The organism is Streptococcus bovismuti, assembly GCF_042436615.2.
In the GTDB taxonomy this organism is placed as follows: Bacteria; Bacillota; Bacilli; order Lactobacillales; family Streptococcaceae; genus Streptococcus.
This window is the reverse complement of record NZ_JBHMFR020000002.1, coordinates 588-22,045: the sequence shown is the minus strand read 5'-3', so window position 1 is coordinate 22,045 and position 21,458 is coordinate 588. Positions and strand designations below refer to the sequence as shown.

General features: G+C 40.0%; 19 protein-coding genes, 3 tRNA genes and 1 pseudogene. 4 read left to right on the top strand and 19 right to left on the bottom strand.

The window, feature by feature from the left end; genetic code table 11:
• Nucleotides 1–30: 30 nt before the first annotated feature.
• The 3 genes from ACERDH_RS02985 to ACERDH_RS02975 all read right to left on the bottom strand — a co-directional run bounded on the left by ACERDH_RS02985 (nucleotide 31) and on the right by ACERDH_RS02975 (nucleotide 3,183).
• Nucleotides 31–435 carry a PaaI family thioesterase gene (locus ACERDH_RS02985; RefSeq protein WP_000651199.1) on the bottom strand — a complete coding sequence of 135 codons (405 nt, stop codon included), beginning with the start codon at nucleotides 433–435 and terminating at the stop codon, nucleotides 31–33.
• 69 nt (nucleotides 436–504) lie between these two features.
• Nucleotides 505–1,986, bottom strand: coding sequence for a UDP-glucose--hexose-1-phosphate uridylyltransferase (locus tag ACERDH_RS02980; RefSeq protein ID WP_386679384.1), 1,482 nt, complete (start codon nucleotides 1,984–1,986; stop codon nucleotides 505–507).
• Nucleotides 1,987–2,004: 18 nt separating this feature from the next.
• Nucleotides 2,005–3,183 (bottom strand): galactokinase, encoded by a 1,179-nt coding sequence (locus tag ACERDH_RS02975; protein ID WP_386679382.1) that lies wholly within the window; start codon nucleotides 3,181–3,183, stop codon nucleotides 2,005–2,007.
• A gap of 164 nt (nucleotides 3,184–3,347) precedes the next feature.
• Between ACERDH_RS02975 and galR the strand changes: the two genes are divergently transcribed.
• Nucleotides 3,348–4,349 (top strand): DNA-binding transcriptional regulator GalR, encoded by a 1,002-nt coding sequence (galR, locus tag ACERDH_RS02970; protein ID WP_261081039.1) that lies wholly within the window; start codon nucleotides 3,348–3,350, stop codon nucleotides 4,347–4,349.
• A 67-nt stretch (nucleotides 4,350–4,416) separates the two neighbouring features.
• Here the strand turns inward: galR and ACERDH_RS02965 are convergent, their stop codons facing one another.
• The 3 genes from ACERDH_RS02965 to ACERDH_RS02955 form a co-directional block, all read right to left on the bottom strand.
• Nucleotides 4,417–5,454, bottom strand: coding sequence for a zinc-binding dehydrogenase (locus ACERDH_RS02965; protein ID WP_386679380.1), 1,038 nt, complete (start codon nucleotides 5,452–5,454; stop codon nucleotides 4,417–4,419).
• Nucleotides 5,455–5,808, bottom strand: a complete 354-nt coding sequence (gene nmlR / locus ACERDH_RS02960; RefSeq protein WP_084937214.1) for a stress response transcriptional regulator NmlR — start codon at nucleotides 5,806–5,808, stop codon at nucleotides 5,455–5,457.
• 244 nt (nucleotides 5,809–6,052) lie between these two features.
• Nucleotides 6,053–6,940: a cation diffusion facilitator family transporter gene (locus tag ACERDH_RS02955; protein ID WP_386679377.1), complete on the bottom strand. Its 888-nt coding sequence runs from the start codon at nucleotides 6,938–6,940 to the stop codon at nucleotides 6,053–6,055.
• 132 nt (nucleotides 6,941–7,072) lie between these two features.
• On the opposite strand from ACERDH_RS02955, the gene ACERDH_RS02950 reads away from it, so the two are divergent.
• Nucleotides 7,073–7,609: a TetR/AcrR family transcriptional regulator gene (locus ACERDH_RS02950; RefSeq protein ID WP_004235331.1), complete on the top strand. Its 537-nt coding sequence runs from the start codon at nucleotides 7,073–7,075 to the stop codon at nucleotides 7,607–7,609.
• A 137-nt stretch (nucleotides 7,610–7,746) separates the two neighbouring features.
• Here ACERDH_RS02950 and ACERDH_RS02945 read toward each other — a convergent pair whose 3' ends face one another.
• The 10 genes and pseudogenes from ACERDH_RS02945 to ACERDH_RS02900 all read right to left on the bottom strand — a co-directional run bounded on the left by ACERDH_RS02945 (nucleotide 7,747) and on the right by ACERDH_RS02900 (nucleotide 19,087).
• Nucleotides 7,747–9,267, bottom strand: coding sequence for an ABC transporter permease/substrate-binding protein (locus ACERDH_RS02945; protein WP_386679375.1), 1,521 nt, complete (start codon nucleotides 9,265–9,267; stop codon nucleotides 7,747–7,749).
• A complete protein-coding gene (locus ACERDH_RS02940; protein ID WP_386679373.1) occupies nucleotides 9,260–9,988 on the bottom strand; it encodes an ATP-binding cassette domain-containing protein in 729 nt (242 codons plus the stop codon). The genes ACERDH_RS02945 and ACERDH_RS02940 overlap by 8 nt, the downstream gene beginning before the upstream one ends.
• 14 nt (nucleotides 9,989–10,002) lie before the next feature.
• Nucleotides 10,003–10,194, bottom strand: a pseudogene (locus ACERDH_RS02935) (nuclear transport factor 2 family protein); the annotation flags it as partial.
• Nucleotides 10,195–10,228: 34 nt separating this feature from the next.
• On the bottom strand, nucleotides 10,229–10,672 hold the full coding sequence (locus tag ACERDH_RS02930) for a MarR family winged helix-turn-helix transcriptional regulator (protein WP_386679371.1): 444 nt from the start codon (nucleotides 10,670–10,672) through the stop codon (nucleotides 10,229–10,231).
• A gap of 144 nt (nucleotides 10,673–10,816) precedes the next feature.
• Nucleotides 10,817–12,010: an O-antigen ligase family protein gene (locus ACERDH_RS02925; protein ID WP_386679369.1), complete on the bottom strand. Its 1,194-nt coding sequence runs from the start codon at nucleotides 12,008–12,010 to the stop codon at nucleotides 10,817–10,819.
• 137 nt (nucleotides 12,011–12,147) lie between these two features.
• The gene (gene gtfA / locus ACERDH_RS02920) at nucleotides 12,148–13,590 is read right to left on the bottom strand and encodes a sucrose phosphorylase (RefSeq protein ID WP_386679367.1); all 1,443 of its coding nucleotides are present in this window, start codon (nucleotides 13,588–13,590) and stop codon (nucleotides 12,148–12,150) included.
• A 308-nt stretch (nucleotides 13,591–13,898) separates the two neighbouring features.
• Nucleotides 13,899–14,732, bottom strand: a complete 834-nt coding sequence (locus ACERDH_RS02915; RefSeq protein ID WP_386679365.1) for a carbohydrate ABC transporter permease — start codon at nucleotides 14,730–14,732, stop codon at nucleotides 13,899–13,901.
• 16 nt (nucleotides 14,733–14,748) lie between these two features.
• Nucleotides 14,749–15,621: a carbohydrate ABC transporter permease gene (locus tag ACERDH_RS02910; protein ID WP_261046825.1), complete on the bottom strand. Its 873-nt coding sequence runs from the start codon at nucleotides 15,619–15,621 to the stop codon at nucleotides 14,749–14,751.
• 18 nt (nucleotides 15,622–15,639) lie between these two features.
• A complete protein-coding gene (locus tag ACERDH_RS02905) occupies nucleotides 15,640–16,890 on the bottom strand; it encodes an extracellular solute-binding protein (RefSeq protein WP_386679363.1) in 1,251 nt (416 codons plus the stop codon).
• A 34-nt stretch (nucleotides 16,891–16,924) separates the two neighbouring features.
• Nucleotides 16,925–19,087 (bottom strand): alpha-galactosidase, encoded by a 2,163-nt coding sequence (locus ACERDH_RS02900; RefSeq protein WP_386679361.1) that lies wholly within the window; start codon nucleotides 19,085–19,087, stop codon nucleotides 16,925–16,927.
• A gap of 107 nt (nucleotides 19,088–19,194) precedes the next feature.
• Between ACERDH_RS02900 and ACERDH_RS02895 the strand changes: the two genes are divergently transcribed.
• The gene (locus ACERDH_RS02895; RefSeq protein WP_386679359.1) at nucleotides 19,195–20,055 is read left to right on the top strand and encodes an AraC family transcriptional regulator; all 861 of its coding nucleotides are present in this window, start codon (nucleotides 19,195–19,197) and stop codon (nucleotides 20,053–20,055) included.
• Nucleotides 20,052–20,987, top strand: coding sequence for a bifunctional biotin--[acetyl-CoA-carboxylase] ligase/biotin operon repressor BirA (birA, locus tag ACERDH_RS02890; protein WP_386679357.1), 936 nt, complete (start codon nucleotides 20,052–20,054; stop codon nucleotides 20,985–20,987). The genes ACERDH_RS02895 and birA overlap by 4 nt, the downstream gene beginning before the upstream one ends.
• 183 nt (nucleotides 20,988–21,170) lie before the next feature.
• On the opposite strand, the gene ACERDH_RS02885 is transcribed toward birA, so the two are convergent.
• The 3 genes from ACERDH_RS02885 to ACERDH_RS02875 all read right to left on the bottom strand — a co-directional run bounded on the left by ACERDH_RS02885 (nucleotide 21,171) and on the right by ACERDH_RS02875 (nucleotide 21,442).
• Nucleotides 21,171–21,258 (bottom strand) — tRNA-Ser (locus ACERDH_RS02885).
• A gap of 6 nt (nucleotides 21,259–21,264) precedes the next feature.
• Nucleotides 21,265–21,338, bottom strand: a tRNA-Ile gene (locus ACERDH_RS02880).
• Between the two features lie 33 nt (nucleotides 21,339–21,371).
• Nucleotides 21,372–21,442 (bottom strand) — tRNA-Gly (locus tag ACERDH_RS02875).
• Between the last annotated feature and the right edge of the window lie 16 nt (nucleotides 21,443–21,458).

Genomic DNA, 21,458 nt, shown 5'->3' with positions numbered 1-21,458 from the left:
AGAGGTGTAAGCCTCTTTTTTTTTGTTTCTCTATATCCTTACCTGTCTTTCTTCTGACCGCTGACCCGTGACAAACATGGTAAAGGTTGCTTTGCAGACATTTCTGCCCTCTTGATTGGTAATATCCACATCCACGACACAGGTTGTGCGACCTTGATGGACACATTCTCCTTTAATAGTCAACACATCGTCGAGTTTTCCTGCCTTGAGGTAGTTGATAGAGGATTGTAGTGTCACTCCATCAAGCCCCAGAGATATGACCACCAAACCACTGATCTGGTCGCAAAGGGTAAAGAGATAGCCACCATGGGCATTGCCATAGTAGTTGAGCGACGAGTCCACTACTTTGGTCGTCACCACAACGTGACCATCTCTCATTTTTTCAATTTCGTAATTTTCAAAGGCAGATATAGCGTCAAAATGAAAATCTTTCATCGTTTCCTCCTGATATTTCAAACGACACTATGATACTACTTTTTATAGGACTGTGCAAGGAGAAAGCTCCTAGTCTGGCAAAATTCCGACCTGCTCCACAAAGCGCATAAAGGCTGCTTGTCCCTGTTCCGTTTGCTTGTAGACTCCTGCATCCTCAAGTACACGTGCAAAGATAGCACCAACAGAGTCCTTGACAATTTCAAGGGCTTTTTCTTTATCTGTTAGGTCTAGATGTTGGACTTTGAGTTGGTCTGCCCATTCCTGATGATAATCGGCAACTGTATCAGCTTCTCCTACAAGATAGCTAGCGACTTGCTCCACCTCTTCTTTTAGACGTGGTGGCAAGATTGCCAAGCCCATGACCTCAATCAAGCCGATATTTTCCTTCTTGATATGTTGGACATCCTTGTGGGGATGATAGATGCCATCAGGATGCTCTGGCGATGTCTGATTGTCTCGCAAGACCAAGTCCAACTCAAACTGTCCATCGCGTTTACGGGCAATGGGTGTGATGGTATGATGCGGTGTCCCATCAGTCTCAGCCAAAATCTGCACTTCAGGGTCTGAATACTGACGCCATTCCTGCAAAATCTTATCAGCCAAGTTGATCAAATCCTCTTTAGAATCCGAGGTCAAACGCAGCACTGACATAGGCCACTTGACAATCCCAGCCTTAACCTGCTCAAAACCTGCAAATCGAAAGGTCTTTTGCAAGGGAGCCAATTCCATAGGAAATACGTGACGGCCTCCCTGATAGTGATCATGAGTTAGAATAGAGCCCCCCACAATCGGCAAGTCGGCATTAGATCCAGCAAAATATCCTGGAAACTGCTCTACGATAGCCAGCAGGCGTTCAAAGCTCTGACGACTAATGGCCATGGGACGATGCTGACCCTCTAAGAAGATACAATGCTCATTAAAGTAGGCATAGGGCGAATACTGGAAGCCCCAATCCTGACCAGCCATTTCAAAACGGATAATACGGTGATTGCTGCGAGCTGGGTGGTTTATCCGACCATGGTAACCCTCATTCTCTAGACAAAGCTGACACTGGGGATAATTGCTAGCTTGCACCAACTTGGCTGCCGCAATCTCTTTCGGATCCTTTTCAGGCTTAGAGAGATTGATGGTAATTTCAAGTTCACCGTAGTCAGATGGAACACGATAAGCGATATTTTTAGCAATGGCCTTGAGTTTAATGTAGTCATTTTTCTGGCTAAGTTGGTAAAAGTCCGCAATCGCTTGCTCAGGAGATTGGGCATAGGTTGCCCAAAAGTCACGATTGACCTGACTCGGACAAGGAGTCACCAAATCCATCAGTTCAGCACCAAGGATTTCACGCGCAGTCTGACTATCCTCAATCGTCTCTAATCGAACCGACTCCTCAACCAGCTGGTCCTTGAGGTCAATCAATTTATCCAGATTGGTCTCAACCTCCAAAACACTTTCGCCCACTCGTGCCAAGACACGATTGGTCAGGTAGATTCGATCCATTTCCTCAAATGAACTTTCAGAAATGACATGTGTTACAAATTTATCTACTAAAGTCACTATAGAGCCTCCTTTTGACTAGTCAAGGACGCGAGTGCCACCTGCAACTTCAGCGATATAGAAGCTTGGAGCGTAGCCAACTACTTCCTCGTAGTGTTTGCCAACAGCTTCCTTAAAGGCATCGACAGAATCTTTTTGCACCAAGGCAATGGCACATCCGCCAAAACCTGCCCCTGTCATACGAGCACCGAGAACTCCTTCTTGTGCCCAAGCTGTGTGAACAAGCGTATCCAATTCCAAACCAGTTACTTCATAATCATGCTCTAGGGAAACGTGTGACGCATTCATCAAACGACCAAATGTTTCCAAATCACCTGCTTGAAGGGCTGCTTGCGCTTTAAGGGTACGTTGGTTTTCAAGCACAGCATGACGAGCACGTTTCAAACGATTTTCATCTTTAATCAGATAGCTATATTGGTCGAAGGCCCATTCATCCAATTCACCCAGGGTTTGAATGTCCAAAGCCACTTGTAGTTCTTCTACTGCTTTTTCACACTCAGCACGGCGTTCATTGTATTTAGAGTCCGCCAATTCACGGCGTTTGTTAGTGTTCATGATAACAACGACATTGTCCTTCAAATCAAGTGGCACCAAGTCATACTCTAAAGTGTTAGTATCTAAGTAAATAGCACGTTGATCAGCCCCCATACCGATAGCAAACTGGTCCATAATACCAGAGTTGACTCCGATAAAGTTATTTTCTGTTTGTTTTCCGATTTTAACCAAATCGAGACGCTCTAATTTTAAATCAAAGAGATGCTCTGCCACGACTCCTGTCAAGAGTTCCAAGGATGCAGAAGAAGACAAACCAGCACCATTTGGGATATTCCCATAAACATAAAAATCAAAACCTTTGTCAATCACATGCCCAGCTTCTTGCAAGAAATGAAGAACTCCTTTTGGATAGTTGGTCCAGTTGTGCTCTTTTTCAAACTTGAGGTCAGCAAGAGGAACTTCGATGATGCCCTTGTCCTCAAAGTTGGCTGAGTAGAAACGCAAGACTCGGTCGTCACGCTTGCGAGCCGCCCCATAAGTTCCCAAGGAAATAGCTGCTGGGAAAACATGTCCACCGTTATAGTCCGTGTGTTCACCAATCAAATTAATGCGGCCTGGTGAAAAGAAGGTTTGGTCTGCTTCTTGACCAAAAACAGCAAAGAAGTCTTTACGAAGAGCTTCAGCAGTAAGATGTTGTGTCATATGATTTCTCCTTTTACTGTCCGTTAAGTCGTCTTAACGTGTAATCGTTTTCTTCTATTGTATCCAAGGGATTTTCCAAGGTCAATCCTTTTTACTAAAATTTTACTAAACTATCGGTAAAAGGTAGAAAAATATGATATACTAACTTAAAAGAAGGAGGATTTATGGCTACCTTAAAAGACATTGCACAGCTAGCCTCTGTCTCTATCGCGACCGTATCCCGCGTTCTCAACCGCGACCAGAGCCTATCTGTTACAGAAGAAACCAGACACCGTATTTTAACCGTTGCTGAAGAGCTGGGTTACACCAAGCACCTCAAGACAGGAGAGTCCCACAAACCCAAGCAAAAGATTGCCATTATCCAATGGGTCAGTGAACAAGGAGAGCTAGACGACCTCTACTACTACCAGATTCGCCTAGGAATAGAAAAAAGAGCCCAAGAGTTGGACTATGATATCTTGCGCTATTTCAATGACCATCCTTTTACCCTGAGCGAGGAAGTGATTGGGATTCTCTGCATCGGAAAGTTTAGCCGAGCACAGATTACTGCCTTCGAAGAATACCAAAAGCCTCTTGTCTTTCTAGACAGCGATACACTTTCACTAGGACATACTTGCATTATCACGGACTTTTACACTGCTATGAAACAGGTTGTCGATTATTTCCTCAGCCAAGGAATGGACCGTATCGGGATTCTAACAGGTCTTGAGGAGACAACTGACCAAGAAGAAATCATTCAGGACAAGCGACTTGAAAATTTTAGGAACTACAGTCAAACAAAGGGAATCTATCATGATGAACTGGTCTTTCAAGGAAGCTTTACTGCCCAGTCTGGCTATGACTTGATGAAGGAGGCCATTCAGAGCTTAGGAGACCAACTGCCACCAGCATTTTTTGCAGCTAGCGATAGTTTAGCCATCGGTGCCCTCCGTGCCCTACAAGAAGCTGGAATCAGCCTACCAGACCGCGTCAGCCTCATTTCCTTTAATGACACTAGCCTGACCAAACAGGTCTATCCTCCCCTCTCCAGCATCACCGTCTATACCGAGGAAATGGGGCGAGCAGGTATGGATATTCTTAACAAGGAAGTACTCCACGGTCGCAAAATCCCAAGCCTGACCATGCTGGGAACCAGACTGACTCTGAGAGAGAGTACTCTGCCATAACTCCACAAATTAAACATGACAAAAAATCCTAATAGAGAGTCTCAAATCTCCATTAGGATTTTCTTTTTTAGTCCATCACAATCATAGACTTAATGGTCTTACGTTCATCCATATCTTTATAAGCTTGATCAATATCTTCTAATTTATAGCTTGAAGTAAAAACACGGCCTGGATTGATATCACCATCAAGGACGGCTTTTAGTAAAAATTGCTTATCGTATGTTGTCGCAGAAGCTGCCCCACCTGCTACAGAGATATTTTGCATAAATGTCGAACCAAGAGCACGATTATTATAGTGTGGGACTCCTACAAATCCCATACGCCCTCCATTATGGAGAACGCCTAGCGCCTGTTCTACAGCAGCCTCCGTACCAACACATTCAAGTGCTGCGTCCGCTCCGCCACCGAGAATTTCACGCACCTTGGCAATACCTTCTTGACCTCGCTCAGCTACAACCGCTGTCGCACCCGACTCCAGAGCCATCTTTTGACGATCTTCATGACGACTCATAAGGATAATTTGCGATGCTCCACGCATTTTAGCTGCGATGACAGCACATTGACCAACAGCCCCATCACCAATGACCACAACCTTATCCCCTTTTTGAACATTAGCAACACGCGCCGCATGATAGCCTGTCGGCATGACATCTGCAAGAGTCAAGAGGGACTTTAGCATACCTTCTGTGTAGTCAGAAGGTTGTCCAGGAATTTTAACCAGCGCCCAGTTTGCATAGTGGAATCGGATATATTCCGCCTGAAAATCGCCTCCCAAGTTATTACCAATATGATTATCGCAAGAACCGTCAAAGCCAGCAAGACAGGCATCACACTCACCACATCCATGTGTAAAAGGGACGATGACAAAGTCACCTGGTTTCACCGTCGTAATGGCTTCCCCAGTTTCTTCGACAATCCCAATCGCTTCGTGTCCACTATTTTTGTGTCCAGCTTTCGTTTCTGGATTACGGTAACTCCAGAGGTCCGAACCACAAACGCAAGTACGGACAATGCGGATAATAGCATCATCTGCTTCTATAATTTGCGGACGTTCAATTGTAGCAAGTCCAACCTTGCCTGCCTTTGTATATACTGCTGATTTCATTTAAAATTTTCCTTCCTTGTAAAGTTTAATTTTGAGATTTAAGCGATTTAAAGCCGTCTGTAACTGAGAAAAGCGCTCCTCTAATTTTTTCTTTTCGTCTTCTAAAATATCAAGCCTTTCTTCTCTCGTTTCATCCCCCTTTTGGTAGAGCGACATATAGTCAACTAAACTATCTACAGAGACACCCGCCGAACGGAAACACTTAATAAATTCCAGCGCTTCTATATCCTGATCTTGAAAGTCACGAATTCCAGTCGCAGTTCGAGTAATAGGTGGCACAAGACCAACTCGCTCATAATACCGAATCGTATCCGCTGAAATTCCCAATAAATCGCTGGCAGATTTAATATTCATATACTAGCCTCCTTTCATTATCTTCACTGAATTTAAGCAACTATAACTCATTCATCTTATTATACAACTTTGAGTTGACTCCAAGTCAAACTTTTTGCATCTAATCGAAAAATTTTTTTAATTACCAAACAACTAAGTAAAGTTTATACAGAGACTTATAGGATCAAACTTTTAAAATATTTAAACAGTAAATAAAATACTCTATTTCAAATAACATAGGGGCTTAATCATTCTTTACTTTGTACTAATGATGCCCATGCTTCTGCTCTAATTCTCTCACCCTCCGCTTATGTTGCGCATGATTGCTTTGACTGCTATCTACTTCAATAGTGATATTCTGCACGCCTCTTTCTTCTAAACATTGACGCACCACTTCTTTGGTTTCCATCATCTGTTCCCAGTCCTTGATACAAATGTGAACAATAGCATTATTCTCTAGACCATCCATGGACCAAATGCTAAGTTGATTGACACTGTTGACATTGGGTAGAGCCTCTAAATCCTTCTCCAAATCACTTGTCTCGACTCCTTCTGGCACAGCATCTAGGAAAATTTTCAGTGCGCTCCAAAAGCGAGGAATGGCTTTCGACAGAATAAAGATAGAAATAACTAGTGATAAAAGCGGATCGAGGATATACCAGTCCGTAAATCGAAGAATAATCGCCATTAGAATGACGGCCAACCAACCAAGAGTGTCTTCCAAAAAATGCAGGCTAAGAATTGACTCGTTCTTTGTTTTCCCCTTACGAACTACCAGACTTGCTAGCACATTAATGGCTACTGCAATGATTCCCAGCCAGAGGATGCCTTCCTCATTGACGGGTTGCGGGTGAACAATCTTTGTGACATTTTCCAAGATCACTAGGACAGACCCTATCATAAGAATCACAGCCGTTAGCATGGCTCCTAAAAGACTAAAACGTTTGTAACCCAAGGTGTACTGTCTATCTTCTTCACGGTTTGAAATTGTTTCTAAAAGGGCTGAGATGCCAATGGCTATAGCATCTCCCAAGTCATGAACGGAATCAGCAAGAACTGCACTCGAACCAAAGATTCCTCCTGCGATAAACTCAACAATCGCATAGCTTAAATTTAAGAAAAAAGCTAACCAGATAGATGTTTTAGAACTCATTTCTCTCCCTCCTTTGGTATAATGGGTATATACATACTTCTTTCATTTGTATTATCTAATAAAATTCAAAGAAAGGATAGAAGCAAACTGTCAGCCATGTTCAGTTCTGAACAGTTTGTCTCAAGTGTCTACATGCCAAAAAGAGACCGTCGAGTCAGCAAGACGAAAAAAGCCATCTATCAAGCTTTTTTACAACTTTTGAACGACAAAGGCTATGATGCCACTACTGTTCAGGATATCATTGACCTAGCAGATGTTGGGCGTTCTACTTTTTACTGTCACTATGAAAGCAAGGAACTCCTTTTAGATGAGCTCTGTCGCTACCTCTTTCATCATCTCTTTGAAAGGGAAGGACACTTTACTACCGAGGACTACCTCGCACATATCTTTTTACATTTTCAGAAAAACCAGGACCATGTTACCAGTCTGCTATTTTCCAAAAATGACTACTTCCTCCGTCAACTCCATAAAGAGCTAGAACACCATGTCTATCCCATGTTGGCTGATGAGTTAAAAGAAGCCCACACTAATCTGCCTACTTCTTACCTCCAACACTTGGTCGTGTCCAACTTTATCGAGACATTGACCTGGTGGCTCAAAAAAGGACAAGACTTTACATACCAGGAAGTTGTCCAGTTTTATCTAGACCTTCTCATTCCTAAAAATTGAATACAGAGTAGAGCTCAGTTGCCTTATTTCTAGGCTACTGAGTTTTCATCTTTTCAACAATCAAAAAAGCCCAGACGACATTGTCTGAGCAGTTTTCTATATGGTCGTTTAACAAAGTTGAGTTTGACATTTTCAAACTATTTCTTCAACAAACCTTGTTCTTGTAGAAACTCCTTGGCTACTTGCTCTGCTGACTTGCCTTCAACACCGACTTGGTAGTTGAGCTGGCTCATCTGGCTTTCAGTAATTTTACCAGCCAATTTATTGAGAACTGTTTCCAACTCTGGATGTTTCTTGAGAAGAACTTCTTTCATGAGTGGAGCCCCTTGATAAGGTGGGAAGAGTTGCTTGTCATCTTCCAATACCTGTAAATCATAACGTGCCAATTCCGCATCGGTCGAATAGGCGTCCGTGATTTGAATATCACCTGACTGAATAGCCTGATAGCGAAGGGCTGGTTCCATGGTCGCTACATTGAGATTGAGACCATACATTGATTGCAAGCCCTTATTGCCATCTTCACGGTCATTAAACTCGAGAGTAAATCCAGCCTTCAACTGCCCTTCCACTTTTTTCAAGTCCGAAATGGTCTTCAAGCCATATTCTTGAGCAATCTTTTTCGGAACAGCTACAGCATAGGTATTTTGATAAGACATAGGTTTGAGATAGGATAGATGATCCTGTTTGGCAATGCCATCACGCGCTACCTGATAAACCTGATCTGGCTCATGACCCACTTTCGGTGATGGTTGCAGCAAACTTTCAGTCACCGTACCAGTAAATTCAGGATAAATGTCAATATCGCCTTTTTTCAGAGCTTCATAGAGAAAGCTTGTTTTCCCAAAATTCGGTTTAACAGTCGCAGTCATGCTGGTATTTTCTTCAATTAGCAACTTATACATATTGGCCAAGATTTCTGGTTCTGGACCCAATTTCCCAGCAATAACCAAGTTCTCTTTCTCTTTTTGAGCCAAAAGAGCTGGACTATAAGACAGACCGAGCAATATGGTCACTAAGGCAAAACCAGAAAAAATCGTCCGCAATTTTGCTTTTTCCATCACTTTTAGTAGGAAGTTAAAGGCAATAGCCAGCACTGCAGAAGAAAGGGCCCCAATCAAAATCAGACTGGCATTATTACGGTCAATTCCCAAAAGGATAAAGGAACCTAGTCCCCCTGCCCCAATCAAGGCCGCCAAGGTTGCCGTACCGATAATCAAGACAGCCGCCGTCCGAATCCCAGACATCATAACAGGCATGGCAAGTGGAATTTCAAACTTCTTGAGACGTTCCCATCTGGTCATCCCAAAGGCAATCCCAGCCTCTTGCAAACTCGGATCAATTCCCTTCAGCCCAGTGATGGTATTTTGCAAAATCGGAAAGATCGCATAAATCACTAGAGCTGTCAAAGCCGGCAAGGTTCCAATTCCCATCAAGGGAATGAAGAGACCCAACAGGGCCAAAGACGGGATGGTCTGGAAAATCCCTGCAATCTGCAAAACCCAATCCGCTAACTTCTCATGATAGCGAAGATAAACAGCCAAGGGAATCGCAAGCAAAATGGCTAGTAACAAGGTCAAAAGTGACAACTGCAAATGTTGAGATAGGGCTGTCAACCAATCACTAAAACGATCCTGAAAAGTTGCAATTAAATTAGTCATGAATACTACCTCCAAACAAGTCTGCAACAAAGTCTGTTGCAGGAGCTTTTAAAATGGTCTCAGGATTCGCCACCTGACGAATCTCTCCGTCCTGCAAGACAGCAATACGGTCCGCCAACTTCAAAGCTTCATCCGTGTCATGGGTCACAAAAATAGTTGTCATCCCAAACTCTTTATGCAATTCTTTAGTAAGAACCTGCAACTGTTTTCTCGAAATAGCATCCAAGGCTGAAAAGGGTTCATCCATGAGCAAAATCTTGGGTTGACCAATCATAGCCCGTACAATTCCAACACGCTGCTGTTCTCCACCAGATAATTCACTAGGCAAACGATGCCCATACTCAGCTACTGGTAAACCAACCTTTGCCAAAAGCTCTTCTGTTTTCTTCGCAATTTCTTCCTTAGTCCATCCCTTCATCTCAGGAATCAGGGCAATATTTTCCTCAACTGTTAGATTAGGAAAGAGAGCAATAGCCTGTAAAACATATCCAGTAGAAAGTCGGAGTTCACGCTCATCATAGTCTTTGATGCGCTTTCCATCCATATAAATATTTCCATCAGTTGGTTCCAAGAGACGGTTAATCATCTTAATCATAGTCGTCTTACCTGACCCAGAAGGCCCAACTAAAACCATGAACTCCCCATTCTCAATCTGTAAATTAACATCTCTCAAGACATCTTTTTCTGTGTAGCGTAGCGCCACATTTTTGTATTCAATCATTCTGTATCCTCAATTTAAAACTTCCCTCGATTGGTCAAATCTTCTACCTTAGGCATGACTTCCTTATTGTCCCAATGTTCCACAATTTTCCCGTTTTCTAGACGGAAGATATCGTACTGGGCATAGGCAACTCCACCAATCTGAGTCTGACCATAGCTAACCACATAGTTTCCTTGTCCTAAGAGTTGGAAAACAAAGTCAAAAGTGGCCTTTACTTATAAACAGCTAATTTGCTCCATTTTAAACCTCATTTTCCTCCTCTTTCAGATTAGCCAAAATTCTTTCTTGAAAGGCTTCAAACTGACGAATTTCTTCCTCTGAAAATCCTTTGTAAAATATCGTATCCAATTTCTGACTGACACGATGCCCCACTTCTTTCTGAGACTGCCCCAACTCTGTTAAAACCAAATACTTCTTACGCTTATCTTCTCCACATGGACTAATAGTTACAAGATTTTGTTCCTCTAGCTTTTTAATCATCGTCGTCAGTGTATTGTTAGCAAGCCCAGTTTCCAGAGCAATATCTGTCGCAGTTGCGCAGCCAGTTTTACTATTCCATAAAACCGCTAAAATCTTTCCCTGCTCACTCCGATAAAGAGCTTCAGGGTCTTGGCTCAGTAACTTTTGAAAAATCCGCCCATTCAACAAACGAATATGATGGGCTACCAAATGACTATCTTTCATAACACCTCCAATTTATTTCGATATCGAAATGAATAAAACAATTGTAACACTCATAGTTCCAACTGTCAACTATTTCGATTTGGAAATAATTTTTCCTAGCAAAAAAATCTCCCACCCAAGGTAGAAGATTTGAATCTAATAAACTTAATCCGTCATGTCCGATACCAATGTTCGATGCTCCAACGGAATACTGCACATAACTAGCAAGAAAATGAAACCTGACTGAATCCAGAAGAGGGCCAAGTCAAAGATTCCGTGCACAGCAACCACTGTAAGGAAAGATAGATAAAGGCCGATAATCGGACGTTTCCCCGACTCCTGACTCATATCCATCATCAAGCGAACAGGAGCAACAGAAGACAAAACTAATAAAATGGTCCCCACAATTCCGTAACTCAGAATCGTATCAATATAAAGGCTGTGAGCATGTTCATGATAAGGAGCATTTATCCGAGGATACGAGTGCATGTAGGTCAATGGCCCTTCACCCCAGAAAGGATTTTGCTTAAACAAGGCCATCCCAGCATCCCAGATAGAAATGCGTTCTTCCATAGAAGAGTCTAAAGTCCCCATCCGAACTCCTAAATCACTGGAAAAGAGGAAACTCAAGCCAATCGCAAAGACCCCAATACTAAGCCAAAAGGCCTTCCAGTTTTTAATGGTCGTAAAGAGATAAATAATGGCTCCAGCAATAATAGCAGGAAAGGCAGTTCGATTTTGAGTAAAGTTCAAACCAAAGAGATTCACAAAGCCTGCAAACACACAGAATACTTTCAACCAATTCAATTTGGTCGTTGTAAACAGATAGAAAGCAATCATGATACAGAAACAACAAATAATTCCATAATAATTAGGATTAAAGAAGGTCACTTCTGCACGATTCTGATGCCACACCTGCATATTGGGTGAAAGAAAAGCATAGTTAAATTTCTTCACAATTTGGAAATGTTCTAAACTCGCAAAAGCAGCTGACAAGACGCTACCAAACAAGACGAGCTGCAAAATCAATCGAAAGAATTTATGTGATAAAATCGACTGATAATGCAAAAAGAAAACAGTAAATAAAAAAATTCCTACTGAAGCTACAACTCCCATCCAATTTTGTGCAAAAATGGATATTACAGTACTATAGCCAAGAAAAAGAAGCAGCATCGGATGCTCCCCCATCTTCTGAAGAATACTTTTCATGTCTCCTGTAAAAATCAAACTGATAATATATAAACAGAATACAACTACAAAAAGATAAAAGGGTAAAAAGATACTCAGGATAATTCCTAATAAAATCAGCTCTTTATTAGACAACCCTTTCAGCTTTTCAATAAAGCCTATTGATTTCAAAATGAATCCTTTCTCTCCAAATCAACTGATTCAGATAATAGTAAGCTATCCTATATTGTACCACTTTTTTAGCAATTTGAAAAGAAAGGAAACGTTTTCTAAAATAAAAACCCTATTTTATCAACCATATCAAGGCTTCAAAATGTTACTTCAATTCCGTTCTCAATTACTCGATAAGTCTGATTTTGCAAATCAATTTCTGCTACTGCTGTTACGGACTTATCTTTATTTTGACGTTTGATTACAATGCTGTGGGCTGTTGGTGTCTCTATCTCAATAGTCCCTTCTAAATCAAAGGCTTCTGAACGGTTTCGGAAAGAAAATAGATTGAGAAGGGCCTTCACCACAGGACGTTGGACTTCTTCTGATATTTCCTCATTGCTATAGTAATGACGATTAATATTTCGACCTTCTTTAGTTTCTTCTAATAGTTTCAAGTCATTCTTTCCTGCTAGTAGCCCCACATAGTAGACCTGGGGAATACCTGGGGCAAAAGCTTGAATTAAACGGGCAAGGAAATACTTGACATCATCATCTCCAAGCGCAGAATAGTAAGTTGAATTGATTTGGTAGATATCTAAATTGTTATACTCGGCACTGGAGTACTTACGTTTGACATTAGCTCCAACCTTATAGAGTTCATTTGAAGCATAGTCAATCTCATCATCGGTCAGGATATCCTTAACATCTACTACTCCAATCCCATCATGGGTATCTAGTGTCGTAAATTGCTTCATCGGGCTCATCTTTAACCACTTAGCCAAACGCTCTGTTCTGGAACTGTAAAGAGTATAGAGTGTCACCATTGGAAGAGCAAAATCATAAACATAGTAATCATGCTCCGCTATTTTAAACTGAATCGAATAGTGTTCATGAATCTCAGGTAAGAGCTCTGTCCCATATTCAGCAGCAATATCTCGAACTTTGTCCAATAAATCCCAAATATCTGGTTCCACAAAGAAATCATTGGTATCCAATTTCTTCACTGCATATGCAAAGGCATCTAGACGAATCAAATCACACCCATTACTTGCCAAGTGCTGAATGGTCTTACGGATAAATTCCATCGTTACTTCTTTGGTCACATCAAGATCAATCTGCTCCTCACCAAAGGTATTCCACAAATGTTCCACTGAACCATCTTCAAACACAATCTCTTGCTTTGGTGCACGATCCTTACGCTTGTAAATTAAATCTACATCAGACTGTGTCGGACGGTTTTCTGGCCAAAACTTATCCCAGTTTAAAAAGAGATCTTTAAATTCACTGGCTTCATGTTTTTCTTGATAGTCCTTATAATACTTGGATTGACGAGAAATATGATTAATCATAAAGTCAAACATAAGATAATATTTCTCACCTAAACGCTTAACATCCTCCCAATCACCAAAAGCTGAATCCACTTCGTCGTAGTCAACTGGCGCAAATCCACGATCACCTGTTGATGGGAAAAATGGTAGAAGGTGAACTCCCCCAATAGCATCTCCAAAATGCTCTTCCAAATTATCATATAAGTCTTTAAGATTATTTCCAAGACTATCTGAATAGGTAATCAACATGGTTTTATTCTGAATTGGCATAATTACTCTCCTTTTTCTAATTGAAGCCAAGTCTCATATGACTTGGCTTCGTAAATCAAATTCATGTTATACTCTTGGAAAATCTCTTCAAACCACGTCAGCTTTATCTGCAACCTCAAGAGCAACCTGCGGCTAGCTTCCTAGTTTGCTCTTTGATTTTCATTGAGTATTAAATCTCTGTTTATCATCAAACTCGTACTAAATATAGACTTCAATAAACTAAGTACTACTTTCTTGTTTTCACATAAAATTGTCAACTAGCTGAATCCTTCCTCTGTGTCAAAGACTATAGATTCCATGAGTTCTTCTTACTTCACTGCTCCGTTGCTCATTCCTGAAATAATATGTTTTTGGAAGATGAGGTAGACGACAGTAATTGTTACAATTCCCACAATATAGGATGCAAAACTTGGCCCATAGTCATTAAAATACTGACCTTGGTAGTTGTACTGGAAGAGAGGCAAAGTCCACATCTTGGAATCCTTATTCAAAATTAACAATGGCAACATAAAGTCATTCCAGAACCATAATGCATTGATAATCAAGGTTGTAGCATGCATGGGCTTCAGCATTGGAAAGATAATTCGACGGTAAGTTGTAAATCGATCAGCCCCATCAATTTCTGCAGCTTCATCTAAACTATCTGGTACACTGATTTTAATATAACCAACATACAAGAAGAGGGTCTGTGGAATTGCATAAGTTAGATAAAGTAGTACCAACCCCCACATATTTGCCAGGCCAAGTTTGCTCATCATAACTGTGATAGGAATCATAATCACCTGAAATGGAACAAATATCCCTAAGATCAAGAGCGAATACATAATTGCAAAGGCTTTTTTCTTGGACATATTTCGAGCAATGGAATAGGCTGCAGCTGGTATAAAAAAGGCTACTACAATCAATGATAACACCGTAATAACAGCTGAATTCCAGAAATAGCCTCCAATCCCATCCGAAATCAAGCGTTCATAATTACTTAATGTAAAAGGATTAGGCAAACTAAAGAAATGATTCATGATATCCTTGGTTGTCTTGAAGGAACTAAAAACCGTTACCAACAAAGGAACAAGTATAAGAATACCACCTACTATCAAGAGGACATATTTCCAAAACTGATTCAATTTTTCTTCTTTTTTCATGTGTGGGACTCCTCTATTAGATTTCAAATTTCTTTGATAGTTTGATTTGGATAAGGGATACAATTCCAATAATTAAGAATAAAATCAAGGCAATTGCATTCGCATATCCATATTGATTACTCTTGAAAGCATAGTTGTAGACTAAAAGGCCAAGAGACGTTGTAGCATTATTTGGACCACCACTCGTCAAGGCAAAAATTTGGTCAAAGGCTGTCAAACCGGACTTAAGAGCCAGAATGAAAACCATAGAAATTGTTGGTAACAAATATGGTAATTCAATCTTCCAAAAGGTTTGTTTACTTGTTGCACCGTCAATTGATGCAGCTTCTAAAATATCACTTGGAATACTTTGAAGACCAGCAAGAAAGAGAATAATTGGCATTGCTACTCCTTGCCATAGGAGAACAAAAATAGTTGCTACCACTGCTCCAACAGGTGTCCCAAGTAAACTTTCTTGTAAAAAACTAATTCCTAAAATCTTTCCAATTGTTGGAAGACCATAGTTGAAGAATTGTTTAAAAATCAAGGAAACTGTCAAACCAGACAAAACAGCTGGGAAAAAGAACCAAGCTCTAAAGAAGGTCTGCCCTTTCATCTTAGAATTTAAGGCTCGAGCCACAACCATCCCAATCGAAATCTCTCCAATAATCAATGCCAAGGTTAAAATCAAAGTAAAAGCTATAGCTGTGAAGAATTTGCCATCAATCATTAGCAATTTGTAGTTATTCAAACCAACAAATTTATAATTATAGGTCAATCCGGTCCAGTTAGTCAAACTATAGAAAGCACCCTGCACCATAGGAAAGTAAAAGAAGATAGCTTGTAAAGCAAGCGGGATGACTAAAAAAGTCCAACCCCAGTATTTATTTAAAAATTTTCGAATAGCCATATCATCTTAACTCCTATTCTAGTCCAAATCTGCCTTCATTGGATTAAAGAAAGCATTGAGATTATTTGCCATATTTTTCAGATTTTTATCTATCAGGTAACCTGCACTTAGATTAAAAAAGTCTTCTTCAGAGTTCCAGCGTTGACCCAACCAAACATAATGTTTGTCCGTAAATGCCAGTTTAGAAATATCTGCAAGCGCTGAATCTTCTTTTTCCTGTATGCCTTTCACCGCAACTGGTGATCCATCTACATCATAGTATGACTGCATAGCTTTTGGACTAGTCATATAGCTGATAAATTCTTCGGTTTCTTTCGGATGTTTAGTAGTAGCTGAAGTTGATAATGCCATGTCCCCTGCACCAACAGTGACTTCTTTTCCTACTTCTTCTCCTGGGAAGGCAAACATCCCCACTTCAAATTTTGGATCCTGTTGATTAATTGCGGCTAACGCCCACGATCCTTGTGGCATCATCAAGGCTGTTTCGTTCGAAAATGCTACTACCGCATCATTATAAGAAGCACCACGCCAACCATCTTGAGCATTATCTGCCAATAAATCTAGTCGTTCTGCATCTGCTTTTAAAATAGGATCATCTGTGGATATAGCATTTGGTTTTGAAAAGCGAAGGTAGTTATTAGCCGCGTCTCCACTACCTGTAAGAGTAATGAAAGAAAGTTGGTGGTAACCATTTAATGTCCAGCCTTCATTGCCTGCAACTGCAAACGGATAATTCCCACTATCTTTTATCTTTTTAACAATCTCTTGGAACTCTTTAAAAGTCTTCGGCTCCTTTAGTCCTAATTCTTTAAACTTTGTTTTATTGTAATAGATTCCATAAAGATTAGCAGTTAAAGGTACACTATAAATCTTGTTATTGATTGCATACTTTTCGGCATAATCATTCTTGATATTCTCAAGATAGGACTTTCCTGTCATATCTGCAAAATAACCTGCTTTTGCCCATTCTTGGAAATCCATATTTTGAGGATAGATATTGATAATATCTGGGACATCTCCTGATAAGATACGAGTCTTCAGAACAATTCCAGCTGCCGGAACAGTCGTCAGTTTTACATCAATAGTAGGATGATCCTTTTCAAAATCATCTACAATTTTTTGCAAAGTATCCGCCATTTCGGTCTTCTGGTTAAAAAATTCAATCGTTACCTTTCCATCAGTCGATTGATTATTCTGACCACAAGCTACTAGGCCTAGTAAACTAGCCCCAGCGACTAAAAGAAAACCTGCTTTCTTATACCATTTCATTGGAAAGCCTCCTTTATAAATTTATACACCCTTATTATAGTCTTCTAAAAATATACTGTCTACTCAAAAAATCTCCTTGGGATAAGATAACAGTTAAACCTGCATACATGAGTTCTGCACCTGAGTAAACTTCTCCATTTTCCTGTAATTCATATAGTCCCTCTTCAACCAAATCTTTTAACTTTAAAGTTGTTTCCATGGTCTCTACAACTGATAAAACGCGAACGTAGGTTACAATCGTTTGATTTCCGTAGTTAAATTGTACAGCTGCTTCATTTGATTCAGCATCGGGATTAATTAGCCTATACTGCTGTCCTAACTGAACTACTGGTCGTAATTCTTTGTACAAGTTTACCTGCATTCTAATGTCTTCTTTTTCTTTCTCAATCAGACTTGTCAAATCAAGCTCATAGCCCAAATTTCCCATCATTGCAACATGACCACGTGTTTCTAATGGTGTCATTCGTCCCATCTGATGATTCGGTACTGCTGACACATGGGCACCCATAGAAATGGTTGGATAGAGATAAGATGACCCGTATTGAATTGGTAAACGTGCAATAGCATCAGTATTATCACTAGCCCAGACTTGTGGGAAATAGCGCATCATACCAAGATCATTTCGTCCACCCCCACCAGAGCAGGACTCAAAGAGAATATGGCTGTGCTTCTCTGTCAGATAAGCGACAACTGCATAAAGTCCCAGCATGTACTGATGAGATTGCATCTGTGTCTCTAGATAGTTCGAACCATTCCCCAGGTTAGTAATATTACGATTCATATCCCATTTGATGTAGTCAATCGCATGATAAGATAAGAGTTCATCTAAGACATTTTTCAAGTATTCTACTACCTGAGGATTAGCAAGATTAAGTACTAATTGATTCCTAGAATAGGTATGGTCATAGCCAGGAACCTGAATAGCCCAGTCAGGATGTTTACGATACAAATCACTATCAACAGAAATCATCTCAGGTTCGAACCAAAGTCCAAACTGTAGACCTCTTTCATGGATATCTGAAATAAGACTTTCTAGACTGCCACCAAGTTTTTGCTCATTAACAACCCAATCACCTAAAGCACGGTTATCATCAAAGCGATTACCAAACCAACCATCATCTAATACAAAAAGTTCAATGCCAACTTTCTTAGCTTCATCTGCTAACTCTAACAGTTTTTCTCTATGAAAGTCAAAGTAGGTAGCTTCCCAGTTATTGATTAGAATTGGACGTTCTTTTTTAGAAAATTTACTTGGCAGAATGTGCTTCAGTACAAAATTCTGACTTTCATGACTAATACCAGTTAATCCCTTATCTGAATAGGTCACTAAAGCTACCGGTGTTTCAAAGTATTCCTCAGGGTCTAACTTCCAAGAAAAGTTTTCCGGATTAATCCCAATCGCTAACCGAACTTCATTCAATTGATTCTTTTGAACAAAAGCTTCAAAGTTTCCACTATACATTAGTTGAATAGCAAACACATTCCCAGCATCTTCTGTGATTCCTTGATCACATAATAGAAAAGCTGGTGTTTGGGCATGACCAGAAGCACCACGGTTCGAACCAATCGAAAAGATTCCTTGTTCTACCTGTTGACGTCGAACAGTCTTTTCGCGAGCATAAGCTCCCTGCAAAGTTACGATTTCGTAATTCGCAGCTGGAACATCAGCCATAAAAGAAAAATCTTTATGGATGACAACTTCCTGATTACTATTATTCTCTAATTTACTGTAGCTAGCAATAGTCGAATCATTATCAAAAGCAGTATAATACAAAGTCAGACTAAGTTGCGCCTTAGAATCTTCTAACATCAAAGCAAGAGTCTCTGTATTATCTATGCTATGTGGAGAAGGTAAGCCCTGTGGTCCATTCTGACCTTTTATAATCTTTGCTTCTACCAATCGAAAATCTGTTACTTCAGTTACACTATGCTGAACCTGTAAAGTTGATTTTCTAAAATCTCCTAAGCCATGTTGTCCGAAAATCAGACGTTGTGTGTCCAAACTAAACGTTCGATTATTAGCTGTTGGATTTCCTGAAAAGGCATGATCTCGTTCATAAATACTATTGGAACCTTTATAGTTCTTAATAGTCTTTCCTAAATGTTTCAATAGTAAGTAGCCATCACGATTTTCAATGATCAGACTTAAATTTTTACTCTCAACATAAAATAGATTATGCTCTATCCTCACTCCCATTTACTTCACCTCATCACTTTCTTGATTCTATTTTATCATCTGAAATCGCTTTCTAAAATAGAAAAATGTCTCAAGAATATGGTAAAATGTTAGGTAGGAGGTAGCACATGCTAGTTTTTTCAGAATACCAGACTGGAACAATCGATCTTTCCCTAAGGTTTTATGGATATGAGGAATGCACACCTAATTACTCTTTTGGTCCAGCTATTCGTGATACATACGTTTTACATTATATTACTAAAGGGCAAGGAAAATTTCATTACAAGGGTAAAATTGTTGATTTAAAAGAAGGGGATTTCTTTCTATTAAAACCAGATGAACTAACCTTTTATCAAGCTGATAGTGAAAAACCTTGGGCCTACTACTGGTTAGGAATCACTGGAGGGAAAGCTCCTGACTATTTTGCTCTTTCTCAAATTTCTGACCAATCCTATCTCATAAAATCTGAAACTTGTCATACCCAGACTACTGCAAAACTCATTTCAGACATTGTCCGCTTCGCTCAGATTACAAAATCCAATGCATTAGCTCAACTCCATATCATGGGACAACTCCATGAACTGATGTTCCATCTGGGAACTATTGCTCCCAATCAGAAGAAAAAGAATATTTCATCAACCCACCAACTCTATCTTGAATGCAAACGATTAATTGATAGCCACTATCCTCAATCACTTACAATTCAAGATTTAGCAAAAGAGCTATCAGTTCACAGAAGCTACTTATCAAGCGTATTCAAAGAATTTAATACCTTATCACCCAAAGAATACCTACTTTACGTTCGAATGCACCGAGCTAAACAACTTCTCGAAAATACCCAAGAGTCTATCAAGGTAATTGCGTACTCAGTAGGTTTTTCAGATCCACTCAATTTTTCTAAAGCTTATAAACAATACTTTAATCAGACTCCAAGTCATACAAGAAAAGAACATTCGAAATACCAACTAGTGAGAAAGGAAACACTATGAAATCCTACCAAGCTGTCTACCAGATTCTAGCTAAAGAAACCGACTATATCAGCGGAGAAAAAATCGCAGAAGAACTATCTCTAAGCCGAACGTCAATTTGGAAAGCCATCAAGCGTCTAGAACAAGAAGGCATTGAAATTGATAGTATCAAAAACAAAGGCTATAAACTGGTGAATGGAGACCTTATTCTTCCAGAACTTCTAGAAGAAAACCTTCCAATTAAAGTCAGTTTTAAACACGAAACAAGATCAACACAACTCGATGCAAAAGAAGCAATTGATTTAGGAAATGAAGCAAACACCCTCTATCTAGCTTCCTATCAAACAGCAGGGCGAGGCCGTTTTCAACGTTCTTTCTACTCACCCCAAGGTGGCATTTATATGACACTCCATCTTAAACCAAATCTTCCCTATGAGCAATTACCATCCTACACACTACTTGTAGCAGGAGCTATCTACAAAGCCATTAAGAACCTAACATTAATAGATGTCGACATAAAATGGGTCAATGATATCTACCTAAACAATCATAAAATTGGAGGAATCCTTACTGAAGCAATGACCTCTGTAGAAACTGGCTTAGTCACAGATATCAATATTGGAGTAGGAATCAACTTTACTATTAAAGACTTTCCTCAAGAATTAAAAGAAAAAGCTGCTAGTTTATTCAAAGCTCCAGCACCTATTACCAGAAATGAATTAATTATCGAAATCTGGCGTGCTTTCTTCGAAACACCAGCAGAAGAGCTATTATACCTATACAAAAAACAGTCCTTCGTTCTAGGAAAAGAAGTGACTTTCACACTAGATCAAAAAGACTACAAGGGGCTTGCTAAAGATATCTCAGAAAATGGCAAACTTTTAGTTCAATGTGATAACGGAAAAGAAATCTGGCTCAATAGCGGAGAAATTTCACTCAAGAGTTGGAAGTAATAATAAACTAGCACAACCATAAAATCGACAATATATAAAGATTTTAGCTTTTCTGCAGCCCACTACAGTTGACAAAGAGCGCAAAAAACTTCAGATAAGTAATCCAATTAAGTTTTACAAATCTGAAGTTTTTATTCTCTATTCTTAAAAAAACAAAAAAAGAGTTATAAACTCTCAATAAAACGGAGAATAAGGGATTCGAACCCTTGCGCCAGTTACCCGACCTAACGATTTAGCAAACCGTCCTCTTCAGCCTCTTGAGTAATTCTCCTATTAATGGGCACGAGTGGACTCGAACCACCGACCTCACGCTTATCAGGCGTGCGCTCTAACCACCTGAGCTACGCGCCCAAGTTAAAAACTTGGTAATTGAACAAAGTTCAAAGCGGGTGACGAGAATCGAACTCGCGACAACAGCTTGGAAGGCTGTAGTTTTACCACTAAACTACACCCGCATACATACTATTAATA